Origin of the sequence: Thioalkalivibrio sp. ALJ7 (assembly GCF_000376865.1) — a bacterium.
GTDB lineage: Bacteria > Pseudomonadota > Gammaproteobacteria > Ectothiorhodospirales > Ectothiorhodospiraceae > Thioalkalivibrio.
On record NZ_AQXQ01000011.1, the window covers coordinates 264,657 to 281,839 of the forward strand.

General features: G+C 66.0%; 12 protein-coding genes and 3 pseudogenes. 1 reads left to right on the plus strand and 14 read right to left on the minus strand.

The window, feature by feature from the left end; genetic code table 11:
* Positions 1 to 3: 3 nt before the first annotated feature.
* The 6 genes and pseudogenes from D002_RS0107540 to D002_RS0107560 all read right to left on the minus strand — a co-directional run bounded on the left by D002_RS0107540 (position 4) and on the right by D002_RS0107560 (position 4,069).
* Entirely contained in the window at positions 4 to 783 is a 780-nt protein-coding gene (locus D002_RS0107540; protein WP_018141305.1) for a ParA family protein, read from the minus strand.
* A gap of 21 nt (positions 784 to 804) precedes the next feature.
* Entirely contained in the window at positions 805 to 1,326 is a 522-nt protein-coding gene (locus D002_RS0107545; RefSeq protein ID WP_018141306.1) for a chemotaxis protein CheW, read from the minus strand.
* A 16-nt stretch (positions 1,327 to 1,342) separates the two neighbouring features.
* Positions 1,343 to 2,944, minus strand: a pseudogene (locus D002_RS0107550) (chemotaxis protein CheA); the annotation flags it as partial.
* A 65-nt stretch (positions 2,945 to 3,009) separates the two neighbouring features.
* A pseudogene (locus tag D002_RS13955) lies at positions 3,010 to 3,403 on the minus strand (Hpt domain-containing protein); the annotation flags it as partial.
* Positions 3,404 to 3,405: 2 nt separating this feature from the next.
* Positions 3,406 to 3,768, minus strand: coding sequence for a response regulator (locus D002_RS0107555; RefSeq protein WP_018141308.1), 363 nt, complete (start codon positions 3,766 to 3,768; stop codon positions 3,406 to 3,408).
* The gene (locus D002_RS0107560) at positions 3,761 to 4,069 is read right to left on the minus strand and encodes an STAS domain-containing protein (protein ID WP_018141309.1); all 309 of its coding nucleotides are present in this window, start codon (positions 4,067 to 4,069) and stop codon (positions 3,761 to 3,763) included. The genes D002_RS0107555 and D002_RS0107560 overlap by 8 nt, the downstream gene beginning before the upstream one ends.
* Before the next feature lie 228 nt (positions 4,070 to 4,297).
* On the opposite strand from D002_RS0107560, the gene D002_RS0107565 reads away from it, so the two are divergent.
* Positions 4,298 to 6,226: a GNAT family N-acetyltransferase gene (locus D002_RS0107565; protein ID WP_018141310.1), complete on the plus strand. Its 1,929-nt coding sequence runs from the start codon at positions 4,298 to 4,300 to the stop codon at positions 6,224 to 6,226.
* A 13-nt stretch (positions 6,227 to 6,239) separates the two neighbouring features.
* Here D002_RS0107565 and D002_RS0107570 read toward each other — a convergent pair whose 3' ends face one another.
* The 8 genes and pseudogenes from D002_RS0107570 to D002_RS0107605 all read right to left on the minus strand — a co-directional run bounded on the left by D002_RS0107570 (position 6,240) and on the right by D002_RS0107605 (position 17,096).
* Complete coding sequence (locus tag D002_RS0107570) at positions 6,240 to 8,255, minus strand: methyl-accepting chemotaxis protein (protein ID WP_018141311.1); 2,016 nt, start codon at positions 8,253 to 8,255, stop codon at positions 6,240 to 6,242.
* A 181-nt stretch (positions 8,256 to 8,436) separates the two neighbouring features.
* On the minus strand, positions 8,437 to 10,347 hold the full coding sequence (locus D002_RS0107575; protein WP_018141312.1) for an ATP-binding cassette domain-containing protein: 1,911 nt from the start codon (positions 10,345 to 10,347) through the stop codon (positions 8,437 to 8,439).
* Positions 10,348 to 10,701: 354 nt separating this feature from the next.
* Positions 10,702 to 10,906: pseudogene (locus tag D002_RS13960) on the minus strand (hypothetical protein).
* 411 nt (positions 10,907 to 11,317) lie between these two features.
* Positions 11,318 to 12,658, minus strand: a complete 1,341-nt coding sequence (locus D002_RS0107580; RefSeq protein ID WP_018141313.1) for an MFS transporter — start codon at positions 12,656 to 12,658, stop codon at positions 11,318 to 11,320.
* Positions 12,659 to 12,810: 152 nt separating this feature from the next.
* Positions 12,811 to 13,881: a homoserine O-succinyltransferase gene (locus tag D002_RS0107585; RefSeq protein WP_018141314.1), complete on the minus strand. Its 1,071-nt coding sequence runs from the start codon at positions 13,879 to 13,881 to the stop codon at positions 12,811 to 12,813.
* A complete protein-coding gene (locus D002_RS0107590; protein WP_018141315.1) occupies positions 13,881 to 14,732 on the minus strand; it encodes a hypothetical protein in 852 nt (283 codons plus the stop codon). The genes D002_RS0107585 and D002_RS0107590 overlap by 1 nt, the downstream gene beginning before the upstream one ends.
* A gap of 451 nt (positions 14,733 to 15,183) precedes the next feature.
* The gene (locus tag D002_RS0107600; protein WP_018141317.1) at positions 15,184 to 15,756 is read right to left on the minus strand and encodes an isochorismatase family protein; all 573 of its coding nucleotides are present in this window, start codon (positions 15,754 to 15,756) and stop codon (positions 15,184 to 15,186) included.
* Positions 15,756 to 17,096: a TolC family outer membrane protein gene (locus D002_RS0107605; protein ID WP_018141318.1), complete on the minus strand. Its 1,341-nt coding sequence runs from the start codon at positions 17,094 to 17,096 to the stop codon at positions 15,756 to 15,758. Before D002_RS0107605 ends, D002_RS0107600 begins: the two co-directional genes overlap by 1 nt.
* Between the last annotated feature and the right edge of the window lie 87 nt (positions 17,097 to 17,183).

Here is a 17,183-nt window from a genome sequence, read left to right on the forward strand (position 1 = left end):
GGCTCAGGCGTGTGCCGCCGTCGGGCGGGTGTTGGTTTGTGCGCCGGCCGCGACCAGGTCGGCGGCCAGTTGCTGGAAGTCCGCGGCCGCACGGTGGCGCGGCTGGTACTCGAAAATCGTCTGCCCGAAGCTCGGGCTTTCGGCTAGCACGACCGTCTCCCGGATCGCGGTGGGCAATAGCTGGTCCGCAAAGTGTTTTTCGATTCGTTCGCGCACTTCGCGGGCATGCCGGCGCTGCTCCACAAAACGCGACAGCACGATCCACTTCTTGCGGTACTGCCCCAGGCGTTGTTCGATCCCCTGCAGGATGCGCATCAGTCGCGAGAGCCCGTTCAGGGACAGGAAGTCCCCGGCCACCGGGATCAGTACTTCGTCTGCGGCGATGATCGCGTTCATCCCCAGCAGTCCGGCCGAGGGCGGGCAATCGATCAGCACGAAGTCGAACTTGTGGCGCAGCGGCTCCAGGGCGCGCTGCAGCCGCCAGCCGCGTTCGGCACCACCGGTTTCGAGGTTCTCCACTTCTTGCAGGTGCTGGCCGGCGGCGACGATCTGCAGCCCATTCCCGGCCTCGCTGAAGGCGTCTTCCAGACGTGCGTCGCCATGCATCACCCGGTCGAGCCCGGCCGGGTCTTCCAGGCCGAATGCCATGCTCAGGTGGCCCTGCGGATCGGCATCGATCGCCAGCACGCGCTGCCCGGCGAGGGCTAGGGCGTGTGACAGGTTCAGGGTCACAGTAGTCTTGCCGACCCCGCCCTTCTGGTTGATCACCGCAATCGTCCGCATCGTCTCGTTCGGCCGCCGGCGTTACGCCGTGGCACCCGCCTCGATGGCATCGGCGGAGGCGATCAGCCCCGGCCCCAGCAGGGTGTCGATGTCCAGCACCAGGATCATCTGTTCTTCCACGGTGGCGAGGCCTCGCACGAAGTCGATCCCGATCCGTGTGCCGAAATCGGGGGCAGGCTGCAGGTCGCCATCCGGGATGCTGTACACCTCGGAGACGGCGTCCACGACCATGCCCATCACGCGTTCACGGTCGTCGTTGATCACTCGCAGCATGATCACCACGGTGGTTGGTCCGTATTCCATCGGCTCCATGCCGAAGCGCCGCCGCATGTCGATGATCGGCACGATCATGCCGCGTACGTTGATCACGCCCCGGATGTAGTCCGGGGTGTTGGGCAGAGGAGTGGGGCGTTCCCAGCCCTTGATCTCCTGCACCCGCAGGATGTCCACGCCGTATTCCTCCTCGGCCAGGATGAAGGTCAGGTACTGGTCCTCGCCGGCGGCGGCCGGGTCCTGGATGCTTTGTGTTGCGTCGTTTGCCATGCTTTTTGGCTCCTTGTCAGGCCGCGCGGGTATCGCGACCGGCGGCCATTCGCGCGATCCCGGCGACATCCAGGATCAGGGCCACCTGGCCGTCTCCGAGGATGGTCGCGCCGGCGGTGCCGGGGACCTTGCGGAAATTGGTTTCCAGCGTCTTGATCACCACCTGCTGCTGACCGAGCAGGTCATCCACTCGCAGGGCCACGCGCTGGTCGTCTGCCTCGGCCACCACCAGCAGAGCGCGCTCCGGCAGCGGGCTGGGCTCGGCCCGGCCGAACAGCGCGGCCAGGTCGACGATGGGGATGTATTCGTCCCGCAGCCGGTACAGCGGTAGTTTGCCGAAGGCCTGCTTGACGCTTTCCGGGAGGGTCTGCAGCGACTCGACGATCGCGATCAGCGGGATCACGAAGGTCTCGTCGCCGATCTTCAGCAGCTGGCCGTCCATGATCGACAGCGTCAGCGGCAGGCGAATGGTCAGGCGCGAACCCTTGCCGGGCTCGGATTCCAGTTCGATGTTCCCGCCAAGGCCGCGGATATTCTTCTTCACCACGTCCATGCCGACGCCGCGGCCGGACAGATCGCTGACCTGGTCCGCGGTGGACAGCCCCGGTTCGAAAATCAGTTGCAGGATCTCGTGGCGGTCCAGTGGTTGATTGGCGCCGACGATCCCGGCGTCACGGGCCTTGGCCAGGATGCGGTCGGCATCCATGCCCTTGCCGTCGTCGCGGATCTCGATGACTACGTTGCCGCCGCGGTGGTAGGCCTCCAGGCTGACCTGGCCGGTCTCCGGCTTACCCGCCGCCGCGCGCTCGTCGGGCATCTCGATGCCGTGATCCACTGCGTTGCGCACCAGGTGCACCAGCGGATCGCCCAGGTGCTCCATCACCGTCTTGTCGATCTCGGTGTATTCGCCCTTCAGGGTCAGTTCGATCTGCTTGCCGAGCTGCCCCGAGATGTCATGCACCAGGCGGGGGAAGCGGTTGAAGATCTGTGCGATGGGCACCATACGGATGCCCATGACGCTCTCCTGCAGCTCGCGCGTGTTGCGTTCCAGGTCGGCCAGGCCGTTGCGCAGGCGCTCGATTTGCGCCGCCACCTGCGACGGGTCCTCCTCGAGCTGCTCGCTGATGTCCGTCAACATGGACTGGGTGATCACCAGCTCGCCCACCATGTCGATCAGGGCGTCGATCTTGCCGGTATTCACCCGCATGGAGCTGGATTCCGCGTTGCGGTTGCCGCCTCCGCTCGCCTTTTGTGCAGGCTCTGGTCTGGTGTCGTCCGTGGCGGCGGGGCCCTCGGGCTCCGGTTCGGGTGATTGGCGCGGTGTGTCGGCGCCTGCCTCGAGAGGTTCGATGATCAGATCGCATTCGTCCTCGACCCATTCGAAGACTTCCTCGATCTGGTCACGGCTCGCGTCGCCCTCCAGTTCGAGGGTCCAGGCCAGGTAGCAGTCCTCCGGATCGAAGGCCTCCGCGCTGACCGGCAGCCGGTCGGTTTCGCAGTGAATGGCCAGCCGACCCAGTTCTTCCAGTACCTCGAACATGCGGAGCGGGTCGTTCCCGGTGCGCATCAGGTCGGCGTGGGGAGTGAAACGGATCCGCCAGCCGTTCGGGCCGGAGCCACCGCCCGACTCGTCGCCATCAGAGCCGCCACCATTGCCGGCCCCGCCACCGCTCATGGAGCCGTCCGCGGGCGGGACATCCCCCAGATGGGCCTCGATCAGGGTGCGCACCTCGGCCACTTCGGCGGCATCGGCCTCGCCGCCGTCGCGGGCGGCATGCAGCTGGGCGCGCAGGGTGTCCACCGCGCGCAGCAGCAGGTTCACGGTCTCCGGCGCGGCCTCCTGTTCGCCGTTGCGCATCCGGTCCAGAAGCGTCTCGACGCCGTGGGTGAACTCGGAGATCGCACCGAACCCGAAGGTCCCAGCCCCACCCTTGATCGAATGGGCGCAGCGGAAGATCGTGTTCAGCGTCTCCGGATCGCCGCCGTCGAGCGCCAGGAGTTCGGTCTCCATGCGCTCCAGCCCCTCGAAACTCTCTTCGAGAAAGGCATCGACGAACTGGGCCATGTCGATCGACATGACTAGCGCAGCACCCGGTTCACGGTGTTCATTAGCTGGTCGGGGTCGAACGGCTTGACTAGCCAGCCGGTGGCGCCGGCTGCCTTGCCTTCCTGCTTCTTCTCCGGCCCGGCCTCGGTGGTCAGCACCAGGATGGGGGTGAACTTGTAGTCCCCCAACTTGCGCAGCTCACGGGTCAGCTGCAGCCCGTCCATGCCCGGCATGTTTACGTCGGTGATCACCAGGTCCGCCTTCGTCCCCTGGGCCTTGCTCAGCCCGTCGTTGCCGTCGCGCCCCTCGGTGACCTCGTGTCCGGCCTGCTTGAGGGTGAATGCGACCATCTGGCGCATCGAGGCGGAATCGTCCACCACCAGAACCTTAGCCATTGTTTTCTCCTGAATCGGTATCGTGTTCCTGCCCCGTACTGGCAACGGTCCCGTCCACGCCGAGCGCCTGGAAGGCTTGTGCGAAGACAGCGCTTGCGCCGTCGATTGAAAAGACTTGCGCATGGCATTTCGCGGTATGGCGCGCCATCAGCAGCACCTGTACACCGGCGGCGTCGATATCGGCCACGCCCGCCGCGTCCACCTGAAGGCCCTCGCCGGCATCCAGCGCCACGCGCAGCTCCTGCCAGCAGGCCGTCGCGGTGTCGATGCGCAGGCGTTCGGGCAGCGCTATGGTGGTCATCGTCGTTACCTTTCCGTGAATTCGTTCACACTGTACAGGATCTGTACAGATATTTCTCTGCTCTTCGCAAAAACTTGTACGGCTGCGGGTGGGAAAACTTGAGGACGGATTCACCTGGAAACGCGGGCAGTGCGCTGGACTTTCGTCGCGCCAGTGTGACCAGATGCCGTTTGCGCCCTCGCAAGCCCGCTTTTTCCATGCAACCTTCGACCCCGGTGAGATGCTGAGATGGAGGCCCGTTCGCTCTACCGACTACCGGCCGACCCGGCGGCCCGGCAGGCCGCCGCGGCCTGGCTCCGGACCGCGGCAGCCCGAGGGCCGGTGCTCTGGGTGGGGCAGCACGTGCCCGACGGCCTGCCGCACGTGGCGCCCGCACAGGCCGGACACTGGCTGGGGCGCGAAGTGCAGGCCCTGGTGTTCGAGGCCGGGGACCCGCTCCACGTGGACGCACTGGTCACGGCGGCCGGGTTGTTGCGGGGCGGTGGTGTCCTGGTGATCCTCGGCGGTGTGACCGGTGATGGCGCATTCGCCCGGCGCTGGCGGGCGGCACTGGCCGAACCCTGGATTCAGGCGCCCGCATTGGCGGAGGGGTTGCCCGAGGTGCCGGCCCGTCCGGCACCCGCCTTTGCGTGGACGCCGGATCAGGCTGCGGCGCTGGATCGTCTCGCACATCCTGGGGCCGACGAATGCCTGGCGCTGATCGCCCCGCGCGGTCGCGGCAAGTCGACCCTCCTGGGCGAGTTCCTCGGCGGCACACTCCGACACGGCGGGCCCGCGATCACGTTGACGGCCCCGAGTCCGCGAGCCGTGGACGCCCTGCTGGCGCGTGCCCGCCAGTGGATCGACACGCCGGAACACCTCTACCGGGCACCCGACGGGTTGCTGGTGGCGCCCGAGCCCGTGGATACCCTGATCATCGACGAGGCGGCGAACTTGCCGGTGGAACGCCTGTTGCGTCTGGCCCGGCGCGCCCGCCGCCTGGTGTTGTCGACCACGACGGGTGGGTTCGAGGGTAGCGGACAGGGCTTCCGTCTGCGCGCGCTGCCGACCCTGGAGGCGGCGGGTTTCCGGGTGCGCGTGCAGGCCATGGCGACCCCGGTGCGCTGGGCGCCGGGAGATCCGCTGGAAGACTGGCTCAATCGGCTGTTCCTGCTGGAGGCGGAAAGCACGACCCCGGCCGCGCAGGCCGTCCGCCTGCGCTGGACGATCGGGGCGGCCCTGGCGAACTTGCCGCAGACTCTGGAGGCCGTGACGGGCCTGCTGGCGGATGCGCACTACCGTACCCGTCCGTCCGATCTGCTGCGCTGGCTGGAGGATCCCGGCGTGCGCGTACTGTGCCTGGAGGGCGTAACGGACGGGGCGCTGTTCGGCGTCGTACTGATTCAGGAGGAACCTGGCCTCGAGCCGGCCCTGGCCGAGGGGGTGTGGGCGGGCGAGCGCCGTCCTCAGGGCCAGTTTCTGCCCTGCACGCTGGCTGCCCTGGGGGGCTACGAACTGGCAGCGCAGCGCGTGTGGCGCATCCAGCGTATCGCGGTACATCCGCGCTGGCAGGGGCGGGGACTGGGTGGCCGCCTGTTGCGGGCGATCCCGGATCGGGCCGTTGCCGAAGGGGTGGTGTTGCTGGGCGCGAGCTTCGGGCTGCAGCCCGCGTTGCTGCGGCTCTGGCAGCGGGCGGGCTACGACCTGGTGCGCGTGGGCATCCAGCCGGACGCGGCCAGTGGTCAGGTCAGCGGCGTGGTCCTGCGCGCACTCCGTCCGGCCACGGCCTCCGATCTGCGGTCGATTCAGCGCGCCTTCCGGCGCGACTGGCCGGTCTGGCACTCACGCTTCCTGCCCGCACCCACCGCTGCCATGGTGGGTGCGGGCCTCGAGGAAACGCCCCGTTCGCTGGTGGCGGCCGACCCGGCCACCGATCTCGTGGAGGTCCGAGCCTTTGCACGCCGTGCGCGGCCGCTGGAGTGGGCGTTGCCGGCCTTGCTGCGGCAGCTGGAGGCGGCCCCGCCGGCCGATCCGGAAGGCCGCCTGTTGGCGGCGAGCCTGGCCGCGCCTGTCGACTGGCCGCGGCTGGCCCGCGAGCTCGGGGTGTCCGGGCGGCGCGGCGTCACCCGCAGGCTGCGCCGCGCCGCCCAGGTCTGGCTGGAAGCCCGTGGGCTGTAGCCCGTAGCCCGGATCAGAGTCGGAACTGGGCCAGGGCCTGCTGGATCTCCTTTTCCACCTGCTTGAGCTCGTCGGAGGCGGCACTGACGCGGTCGGCGGTGTTAGCCGACTGATCCGCTCCGTCGGAGATCTGCACGATGTTTCGGTTGATGTCCTCGACCACCGTGCTCTGCTGACGCGAGGCGACCGCGATTTGCTCGGTCATTTCCACAATGGTGGTGACCGACTGGCGGATCTGCTGTAGAGCACCGTTGACCTCGGCGGTATGCTCCATGGTCATTTCGGCCTCTTCCTGACCCTGTTCCATGGCCTTCACGGCACTGGTCGTGGCGGTCTGCAGGCGCGAGATCATGGTCTCGATCTCGTCGGTGGATTCCTGTGTGCGGGTGGCCAGCTTGCGGACCTCGTCGGCGACCACCGCGAAGCCACGGCCATGCTCGCCGGCGCGGGCGGCCTCGATGGCGGCGTTCAGGGCCAGCAGGTTGGTCTGCTCGGCCACGCCGCGGATCACCTCGAGGATGGTCCCGATTTGCTTGGAGTCCTCGCCCAGCTTGGAGACGGTGCCGGCGGCCTCCTCGACGGTGCCGAGCAGCGAGGCCATGGATTCGACGTTCTTCTCCATGACTTCGGAGCCGTTGTTCACCGCATCCCCGGCTTCCTGGCCGGCCTGGGAGGTCGCGTCGGTGTTGCGTGCGATCTCCTCGGCGCTGCTTTGCAGTTCGTTGATCGCGGTGGCGACGCGCTCGGTTTCGTCGCGCTGGCGCGAGACCGCTTCACGGGCCCCGTAGGCCTCCTGGTTCAGGTTCTCGGTGGCGCGGTTGAGCGTCTCGGTGCTGCCGCGCGCATGACCGATGGCCTGGGCGATCTTGTCGGTGAAGCGGTTAAAGGCACGGCCTAGCTGCGCGGTCTCGATCAGCCCGTTCTCGTCCAGGCGGCGGCTCAGGTCGCCATCGCCGTCGGCGATCTCCTCGAGCGCCGCCGTAGAGTGGGCCAGGGCGCGCCGCACGACCAGGATAATGAACACAGCACCGGCGACACCCAGGATGACACCAATCAGGGCCAGCACTGCCTGGGTGGTCTGGGTGGCGCCCATGGTCGCCGTCAGGCCGCTGGCAGACTGTTCGGCGCGTTCGGTGATGCGCTCGCTGAGCCCACGCAGTTCGTCGCGAGCCTCGAAAATAACCGGGCCGACTTCGGTGCGGATCAGATAGGCATCCTGCAAGGCACGCTCGCTGCCGTGGATTTCCACGATCTCCTGGATGGCGTCATCCAACGTGTTCAGGAGGCCCTCGAAATCCTCGACCGCGATCTGCTGTTCGAAATCGAGCTCTTCCATCTGTTCGGTCAGGCGTGCGAGTACGTCATGGGTCTGACCCAGGTACAGGCGCAGGTTCTGCTCAAAGGAAGAATCCCGGAAGGCGATGAAGCCTCGCAGGTTGGACGTAATCTGCAGCAGGTTGGTGCGTAGGGTGTAGAACTCGTCCAGGCGCTCGAAGGAGCGTTGGAAGCGCGGACGCGCCATTTCCTCGTTGATCATTGTGCTGGTCAACTGGGTCATCTGGATCGTCGCCGGGTTGGCTCGGGCGTTGGCTACGCCCTGAGCCGGCATGTTCTCGGACACGTCTTCCGCAATCTCGATCATGCGGTCTTGCTGGGAGGTAAAGGCATCGATACTGGCGCGTACCCGTCTGGCCGACTGGCTCAGTTCCTCGGAGCCCTCAACAACAGGATCCTGGCTCAGCGCGCTCATTGCCTGATCCAGTTGTTCCATGGCGTGCAGCCAGGCATCGCGGTGCTCGGCTTCCTCGCTCATCAGATAGAAGCCGAGCGAGGCGGCACTCTCCTGTAGCAACTGTTCGACCTGATTGACCCGGGCCACGGCTGGATAATCGGACTGAGTAAGCTCGGCGACCCCTTGGCTCCCAACATTCAGGGCGCGCAGGGAGAGCAAGGAATTGATAATCAGGATCGCGACGACCAGCCCGAAGCCGGCGATCAGCAGTCCCCGAATGGAGAATTTGTCCAACATGCGATGACTCCTTCAGCGCGCCTGTTCAGTCGGCGCTTCGCAAATACGGCCGCGGTCTTGCGGACCTCGTGCCTGGAAGGTGCTTGTTCTACCCCTGTTACGGCAGCCGGTGGCGAGAGTTGAGCCGTCCGCTGACGTTCTGTGCTGTTGGCGCTTCGTGTACGTGGTGACGCGTGATGCATCAGTCGGATTCCAGTTGCTCCCAGCGTTCATAGCAGACTGCCAATTCCGACTCCACTTCTTCGAGCCGCGCTTGCAGTTTGCGCATGCGCTCCCCGTCGCGCAGTGTCTCCGGTTCGGTCATGGCGGTGGTCAGGCTGACCTGCTCTCCCTCAAGGCTCTCGATGTGTGCTGGCAGGGCCTCCAGCTCGCGCGCGTCCTTGTAGGATAACTTGCGTGGTGCAGCCGGTTCCGGCGCGGCCGGTGGCGGGTTGGCTGGCGCCTCTTTGGCGGCGTCAGGCGGGGCCTCGGTGGTTCGGCCTGCTTCGCTCTCCAGTAGGCGTCGGGTGACCCGTTCCGGTAGGTCGGTCCAGCCGCCGACGAACTCCTCGACCGTGCCGTCCCCGGGCAGCACGAGGGTGGACGTCGCGACGTTGTCCAGGAACGAACGATCGTGGCTGACCACAATCACGGTACCCGTGTATTCGATCAGTAGCTGTTCCAGGAGCTCGAGGGTCTCGACGTCCAGGTCGTTGGTGGGCTCGTCCAGTACCAGCAGGTTCGCCGGGCGCAGGAAGAGCTTGGCCAACAGCAGACGGTTGCGCTCGCCCCCGGACAGCGCCGATACCGGTTGTCGCGCTCGTGCCGGCGGAAACAAGAAGTCTTCCAGGTAGGAAAGGATGTGGCGGCTCTCGCCATTGACCATCACACGGTCGCGTCCTTCGCTAACTGCGTCCTGCACTGTAGTGGCTTCGTCCAGGCGGGCCCGGGCTTGATCGAAGTAGGCGATCTCCAGCTGGGTGCCCAGCTTGACGCTTCCCGCGAGTGGCTCCAACTGACCGAGTAGTCCCCGCAGTAAAGTGGTCTTGCCCGCGCCGTTTGGACCGACAATGCCCAGGGCATCTCCGCGTTGCAGCAACAGATTCACGTCCCGAACGATCGGGTGGTCGTAGCCAAAGTCCGCGTGCTCGGCCTCGATCACCAGACGCCCTGATCGTTGTTCGGGGCTTAGCTTCATCTTGACCTGGCCACTGCGTTCGCGGCGTTCTGCGCGTTTGCGGCGCAGCGCCTGCAGTGCACGAACGCGGCCTTCGTTGCGAGTGCGCCGCGCCTTGATGCCCTGGCGTACCCAGTTTTCTTCCTGTGCCAGCTTGCGGTCGAACTCGGCACGCTGGGTGGCCTCGGTCTCCAGGCGTTCGGCCTGACGCTGACGGAACGCCTCGATGGTCGGTGGGTGTTCGTAGATCTGGCCGCGATCCAGTTCCAGGATGCGGGTGGCGACGCTTTCCATGAACTGCCGGTCATGGCTGATGAACACCACCGTCAGTCCGCTCTCGACCAGGAACTCTTCCAGCCATCGGATAGCGGCCACATCCAGGTGGTTGGTGGGTTCGTCCAGCAGCAGGAGTTGCGGTCGCTGCACCAGTTCGCGTGCCAGCCAGACGCGGCGCTTGAGACCGCCAGACAGCGCCGCGAACTGAGCCTCGGGATCCAGGCTCAGACGCGAGATCGTCGTCTCGACCCGGTTCTGCAGGCTCCAGCCATCGATCGCGTCCAGTTGCGATTGCACGGGCCCCATTTTGTCCAGGGCCTCCATATCGCCGGCCGCGGCGGCCTGGCTGAGATGGTGAAAGCGCTCCAGTAGGCGGCCGGCCTCGCCCAACCCTTCGGCGACGACATCAAACACCGTTCCTTCGATCCCAGGTGGTAGTTCCTGGGTCAGATAGGCAGTGGTCAGCCCGTCCTGGCGAGTGAGTTCGCCGGAATCGGCTTGGGCATCGCCGTTGATCACCTTGAGCAGGGTGGATTTGCCCTCGCCGTTGCGGCCGGCGACGGCCACGCGCTCGCCTGGTTCCAGGCTCATGTTGACGCCGTCGAGCAGGGCAGCCATGCCGTAGGCCAGGTGGATGTTGCGCAGGGTGAGCAGTGCCATTCGAGTTCCGGTCGCGAGCGAGTATTGTAGCGGGCGCCAAGACTATCACCTTGGCGTGTTGCGGCGTGCGGGTGGGTGGCTTCGCCCAGCCGCCTGCCTTATTGTGGCTGGTCTTGGATTGGGCTCCGTGTTTACGGTGCCTTCGGTTCGCCGCCTGCCTCGTGATGGCTGGTCCTGGTTCGTCCTCGGGCGTTTACGGTGCCTCCGGTCCGCATACTGCCGAGCGCTGACTCGCCAGCGCGCCGCGAGGTCCTTTCTTGCTTGCCCAAGAAAGGACCCAAAGAAGGGCACCCGGATTTCGCCCGGGAACCTTGCTCCAGGGTTCTCGGGCCGGCGGCGCTGAACTCGCTACGCTCAGACATCCAGCGCCTTCTCCCGGCCCGAGAACCCTTCCGCAAGGGGCTCCATACGGGGGAGGAAGGTCAAGACAGGAGGTATTCCGACCCCGCGACACAACAACGGCCCTGCCGCCTGCAAGCCCCCAGCGCCCGCTTGCGGGCGCGGCACGCAACGGCCAAAGGCCGAGCGTGCCCAAGATGTCCGAAAGCCTAGCCATCATCTACTAGCTATATCGCTGGGATAGCCGTTGTTTGGACCTGCCTCCCCGTTGTCGTCGCGCCGAGTGGAGAGGGTTTTCGCGGGATCAGAGGCGCTGGATGTCTGAGCGGAGCCGAAGGCGCAGCGAGTTCAGCGCCGCCCGCGAAAACCCTCGGAGCGAGGGAAGCCCCGGCCCGCGAAGCGGGCCGGGGTCGCGGCAGTCGGGCGTGTTTCTTGGTGACTTCTTTGCACGAGCAAAGAAGTCACTCGGGGCGCGCTGGCGAGTCAGCGCTCGGCAGTATGCGGACCGGAGGCACCGTAAACACCCGAGGACGAACCAGGGCCAGCCACAACAAGGCAGGCGGTCGGCCGGAGGCACGCAAGACCGAGATCGCAAAGCCTGCCTCGCTGGCGGCGAGGACGCGAGAAGGTGTCAGGTCTCGCCCATGAGCCAGGCGCTAGCGGCGCCGGCCAGGCTCATCAGCGCGAGGACGAAGATCGCGAACTCGGTGCCAGCCAGCTGGGCCAGCAGGCCGAACAGGCCGCCCACGAGGAGGAGGGCGCCAATCACCGTATTGCTGACCGCGGTGAAGGCGGCGCGGGTCTCCTGGGTCGCCATGTCGACCAGGTACGTCTTGCGCCCAAGGCGCACGCCGGCATGACTCACGCCCAGCAGGAAGAATAATGCAGCGAAGACCCAGCCTCCCGGCACCAGGGCGTGCTCGGTGCCGATCGGTGCGAACCAAACACTGAGCGCCACGGCGATGCCCAGGCCCGCCGCTAGCAAACCGGAAAGGATCAACACCCAGCGAGCCGAGCGGTCGGAAAAGCGTCCCCAAATCGGTGCGCTGACCGCCGAGGCGAGGCCGCTCGCAAGAATCAAGAGTCCCAGAGTGCCGAGGTCACCCGCGGTGGCATCCTCGGCGAGCAGGACATAGAACGGCAGGGCGAGCGCGGTACTCATCAATAGCGCTCGGGTCAGCACAAAGTGGCCAAACGCGCGGTCGGACCAAAGCAGACGCATGGAGCGGATCGCTTCGGTCACCGCGTTGCCGCCGCCCTCGGTGGCACCCGGATCCTCACGCAGGCGGGTGAAGGTCGCCGCCGCCACCCACCAGGCCCCGGCCGATGCGGCCAGCAATGCGACGAACACACCGATGCCGGCCTCTTCCAGGTTCGCGAGGGTCAGGTACACGCCCAACCCCAGGGTAAAAAACCCGGCCAGGGAGGCGGCGTACCCCATTGCCGTTCCGCGCTGATGTTTGGCGATTGTTTTGCCCAGGACGTCCTTGGAGGCGACTGAGTTGATCCCGCGCGAGAGCGCGAAGACGATCAGGAGCCCGAGGATCGCCCATCCGGCGGCCGTGCCCTCCAGCGTCAGCGCGACCACGGCCATACCGGCGACGGCCAGGCCGGACAGTAGGCTGCCAAGGACCCAGAATCCCTTGCGGATCGCCCGGCGACGAATCGATGCGGCGACGAACAGTTGCGGCAGCAGGGAGCCGGACTCCCGGATCGGGACCAGGAAGCCGGCGAAGGCGGCCGGTGCGCCAAGTGCGCCCAGCAGCCAGGCGAGCACGAGGCGGGCCGAGGCGAGCTCGTCGCCGATCTTGCTCAGGGTATTGGAGACCAGGTGGACGAAGAAGTTGGTCGGCTGGGCGCGGCAGGCGTTTTCGGGGATGTCCTTGCAGACGCGTGCATCCTCGTCCCCGGCGATCGTCTCGTACAGGGAGATCATCGGGCGCGGCAGCTTGTCCGGGTCGTTTTCGGTCATGAGGTCTTTCCGTTGCGTTGCCCAGTCATTGCGAGGCGCCGCAGCAACCTCCAAACGCTTGCAGGGCGTTGGGGCCGGGTGGTTCCGGAAGGTAGATTGCCACGGTGCCTGCGGCACCTCGCAATGACTGGGGCGGGTGCGGGCGCGACGCGCTACCGGCGCCCGGCCAGCGGGTCGCTCGGGTCGACGCTGTCGCGAAACTGCTTGCGGCGGTCGAGGTTGGTGAGCTGGTAGACCGCGCCCAGCCAGTTGTTCATCACTGCCAGTGCGGTGTCGTGCCAAGTGTTGTCGAGGCGGTCCAGCAGCAGCGCCTCGGGCAGTGCCGGGATCTCGGTGCAGTGTTCCAGCGCGGCCTCGACTTGTTCGCGGTGCTCGTCGAGGATCGCGGCCGCCTGGGGTAGCAGGTAGTTCGCCGGCAGCGGCGGGTAGGTGTCGCGTTCGCCCTGGATATAGCGCACGACCTCGCGCTTGTACTCCTTGAGTAGGCTGATCGAGTCGTACTCCGGGTGACCCTGGAAGAAGACCATGCGAAAACCATCCGGGGACGCCCCCAGGTGGATGCCGGATTGTTCGCTTTCCACCAGCACGCGCAGGCCGTGGCGCTCGAACTGTTCGCGAGAGACATCGTTGTAACGCGAGTGAGGGACATCGAAGCGGGTGTTGACCCCGGTTACCAGCGGATGTCCGCGGTCGACGACCCGGTGCGGGAACACGCCCCATAGCTTTTCGCCCATGTGCACGCGGTGTTCGCCATAACGGGCCTGCAGTACCGCGTGGGTGGCCAGGCAGGAGCAAAGCGTTGAAGTCACATTGTCCCAGGCCCAGTCCACGACCTCGGCCAGGGGCTCCCAGAACGGCTCCAGGGCCAGGTCCGGTTGGGTCACATTGGCGCCGGTAATGATCAGCGCGTCGAGGCCTTCCTTCTTCAGGTCCTCGAAATCCTCGTAATACTGCTTGACGTGATCACGTCCCTTCGGCCCGCGCTTGAGCTGGGGCAGGGTGAAGGGGTGGATGTAGAACTGCGCGATCTGGTTGCTCTCTCCGATCAGGCGGAAGAACTGACGCTCGGTGGCCGCCAGGGCGGCATCCGGCATCATGTTCAGCAGGCCGATATGTAGCGCGCGGATCTCCTGCTGCTGCGCGAAGTCGCTGGGCAGGACGGTCTCGCCCTCGCTCTTCAGCCGGGCAAAGGTGGGCAGATCGGAGTAGGCGACGAGTGGCATTAGAGGCGTGCCTCCCGTTCCAGGGCCATGCAGACCAGGTCATCGAAGTCGGCCGCGTTACGCACACGTGCCAGCTCGGTGGTGCTGATGGTGTAGCCGTGGGCCTCGGCGATGGCCTCGTAGCGGGGCAGACGGGCGCGGAACAGGCGCGAGAAGACCCAGCGCACAAAGGCGTCCGGGTCGATCTGGGCGACATAGTCGAGGCCCTCGTCGCGCATGTACTCGGCGAGCTGCTGGTCGAGGAAGGACTCGCGATAGTACAGCGGCTTGGGGTCGCGTTCGGCGCGTTCGATCAACTGGCGCTCGTCCTCATCGGTCGCCTTGATGTACAGGATCAGCGTGTGCTCGGCGAGCGCCTCCAGTACCCCGGGGCTGTCGAGTTCGCAGACCGAGCCGCCGGCGTCATTGACGAAATGCGGATAGCCAAACAGCGTCTGTGACTTGTGGATGAAGTCCGGCACGTCGAGCATCGCCTGCACTTCGGCCTCGTGGTGCAGGTTCTGGCGGCGCTTGAATTCGGTCAGCGGCAGGCCACCCTGTTCCGGATTGCCCAGCTTGCCCAGGAAGCTCGCCACCGGGTGCAGGTTGTCCACCGTGATGTTGTTGATGATCTGGATCGAGTCCGAGCGCAGCAGGTCGCGCAGGAATGGCACGGCCATTGCTTGGGCCTTGATGTTGTCCAGAATCGGTTCGCTCAGATAGCGCGTGCCGATGCGATAGTCCCCCGAGTAGTGGAACCAGTCTTCGCGCCGCAGCATGTTCGACAGGCGCGTCTTGCCGACACCGGACATCCCCAGCAGGGTGATGCGGCGATGATCCTGGTGGCGATATTCGTCGGGTGTCAGGCGCATAGATAATCGATTAGCGACGCAGGATGAACAGGATACCGGCGATGACCGCCAGCCCACTGATGACGTAATGGTCGTACTGGAACTGTAGCCCCAGCAGACCGCGCAGGCCGAACAAGATCAGCCAGGCGCCTAGGGAAACACTGATCCATGTACACGCTCGCGCTCGAGTCGCTTTTGTGTGCGAACAAGGCGCGGTGATTGCCGTGCAGTCATTCTGCACAAGGGAGCCGCAACGCCGTGCGCGCTCAAAAGCGGCCGAGCCCCTTCGGGGTTGGCACCCCAGGTTCCCCGATCCTGCGTTGCGGCCCTTGCCGGTAGAACCACTACCGGCTGCGCACCGCGCCTTGTCTCGGGAAACCTGGGGTGCCAACGCGAGCGTGTACATGGATCAGTGTTTCCCTCGCAGAATATTTCCAAGCATGCGCATCCCTGCGTGTCTCCCGGTTCGTGATTAGCGGATCAACTGGCTCAGTTCGCGGAACTGAGGATCGGCCGCGTCGCGCAGCCACTCGAACAGCACCGATTCGTGGTTGGTAATGATAGCCCCAGCGGCGCGCAGGCGTTCCAGCCCGTTGCGTTTGCGCCCGGCGTCGCGCGAACAGACCCCATCCTCCACCACGAACACCGTGACCCCCGCCTCCAGAAGCTCCAGCGTCGTCTGGGTGACGCAGATGTGTGCCTCGGCACCGGTGAGGATGATCTGGTCGCCGGTTGTCAGGCGGGCGTTCAACTCTGTTTCGGCGCAGCAGGAGAAGGCGGTCTTGTCGGTGACCGTCCCGTGCCCTTGCAGTGCCTGCTGCAGGCGGGTGGTGAGGTCGCCCAGGCCTTTCGGGTACTGCCGCGAGATCTCGATCGGAATATCCAGCTGGCGCGCGGCTTCGATCAGGCGTGCGGTGTTGCGCTCGACCTCGACGCGCGCGGCGTCTGGCATGGCGGCCAGTAGACGCTCCTGCAGGTCGATCAGGACCAGGCGCGAGCGGGCACGGTCGCAGCGGTCTCCCAAATTGGATGCAGGCCGTTCCATCACTCCAGCAGGTCGTTGATGGCCTCGATGTCGGCCACGCTCAGGCGACCGGCGGCGCGCTGCAGGCGCAGCGATTCGCTGAGGAAGCCGTAGCGGGCCTCGGCATAATCGCGTTCGGCGCGGAACACCTCGCGCAGGGCCAGCAGGACATCGACCTGGGTGCGAGTGCCGACCTCGAACCCCGCCTCGGCGGCTTCGAATGCGGACTGGGTGGACGCCAAGGCCTGCTCCAGCGCCCGTACGCGCGAGCTGTTGGAGATCACCGACAGGTAGGCGCTGCGGGTGTCCTGGGTGGTGCGGCGCTCGACCAGCGATTGACCTTCCTGGGCTGCCTGGAAGTCCTCTCGCGCCTGACGCGTCAGACCACTCACTCGGCCGCCGGTGTAAAGCGGGATCTCCAGTTGCACGCCGACCTGGGCGTCGGTGCCTTCGAAGAATGCGGCGGTACCACCCGGAGGAATGTCGACCCCGTGAAAGCGGTTCTCGCTTACCGACGCGTTCAGGTTCAGACGCGGCAGGCCCTCGGCACGCTGGCGCTGAATCTGTTCGCGGGCCGTCTCGGTGCCGAGGCGTTGAGCGGCCAGTTCTAGGTTGTTGGCGAGGGCGATGTCTACCCACGCCTGAGGGTCAGCTGGGTCCGGCGGGGTCAGCTCGGCGTCGTCGCGCAGGATGTCGAGTTCGTCCCAGTAGGTGTTGGTGATGACTGCGAGCTGTTCGCGGGTGAGGTCCAGCTGGTTCTCGGCGGCGATGCGCTCGGCCTCGGCGAGATCGCGTTGGGCTTGTGCCTCGGTGACGTCGGTGCGCGCGACCAGACCCACATCGAAACGGCGTTGGGTCTGTTCCAGCTGGCGGCCGATGGCTTCGAGTTCGGCTTCTCGGAAGGCCAGGGTCTCCTGCGCGATCAATACATCGAAGTAGGCCTGGGAAACGCGCAGGATCAGGTCCTGGCGTGCGGCATCCAGCTCGGCCTCGGCGCGGGCGATCTCGAGATCGACCTGTGCCAGTTCAATGTAGTTGCGGCGGTCATAGATGCTCTGGGCCAGATTGATACCGAAGCTGGTCTGACGGCCATCGGTGCTGCTGCTGACGCCCGACGGCGCATTCCGGTCGTCGCGGTAGAAAGCGCCCGCCTCGGCCTGCCCGGTGAGCTGGGGCAGCAACGCGGAGCGGGCGATCGGGCGATTCTCGAGAATGCTGCGGTACTCTGCCTCGGCGGTGCGTAATTCAGCGTCTTCCGCTGCGGCGCGCTCGTACACCTCCATCAGGCTGGAGGCGGCGGCCGGAGAGGAGACCAGTAAGGCTAGCCCGGCGGCGGCGAATAACGACGGCAGACGGTTCATGAGACGCAACTCCGGAAGGATATAAGGAAAAGCCTATCCTATCAGAGCGTGCATCGGCATGGGGTGCCTGGGAGGTGCCAGGTGCCG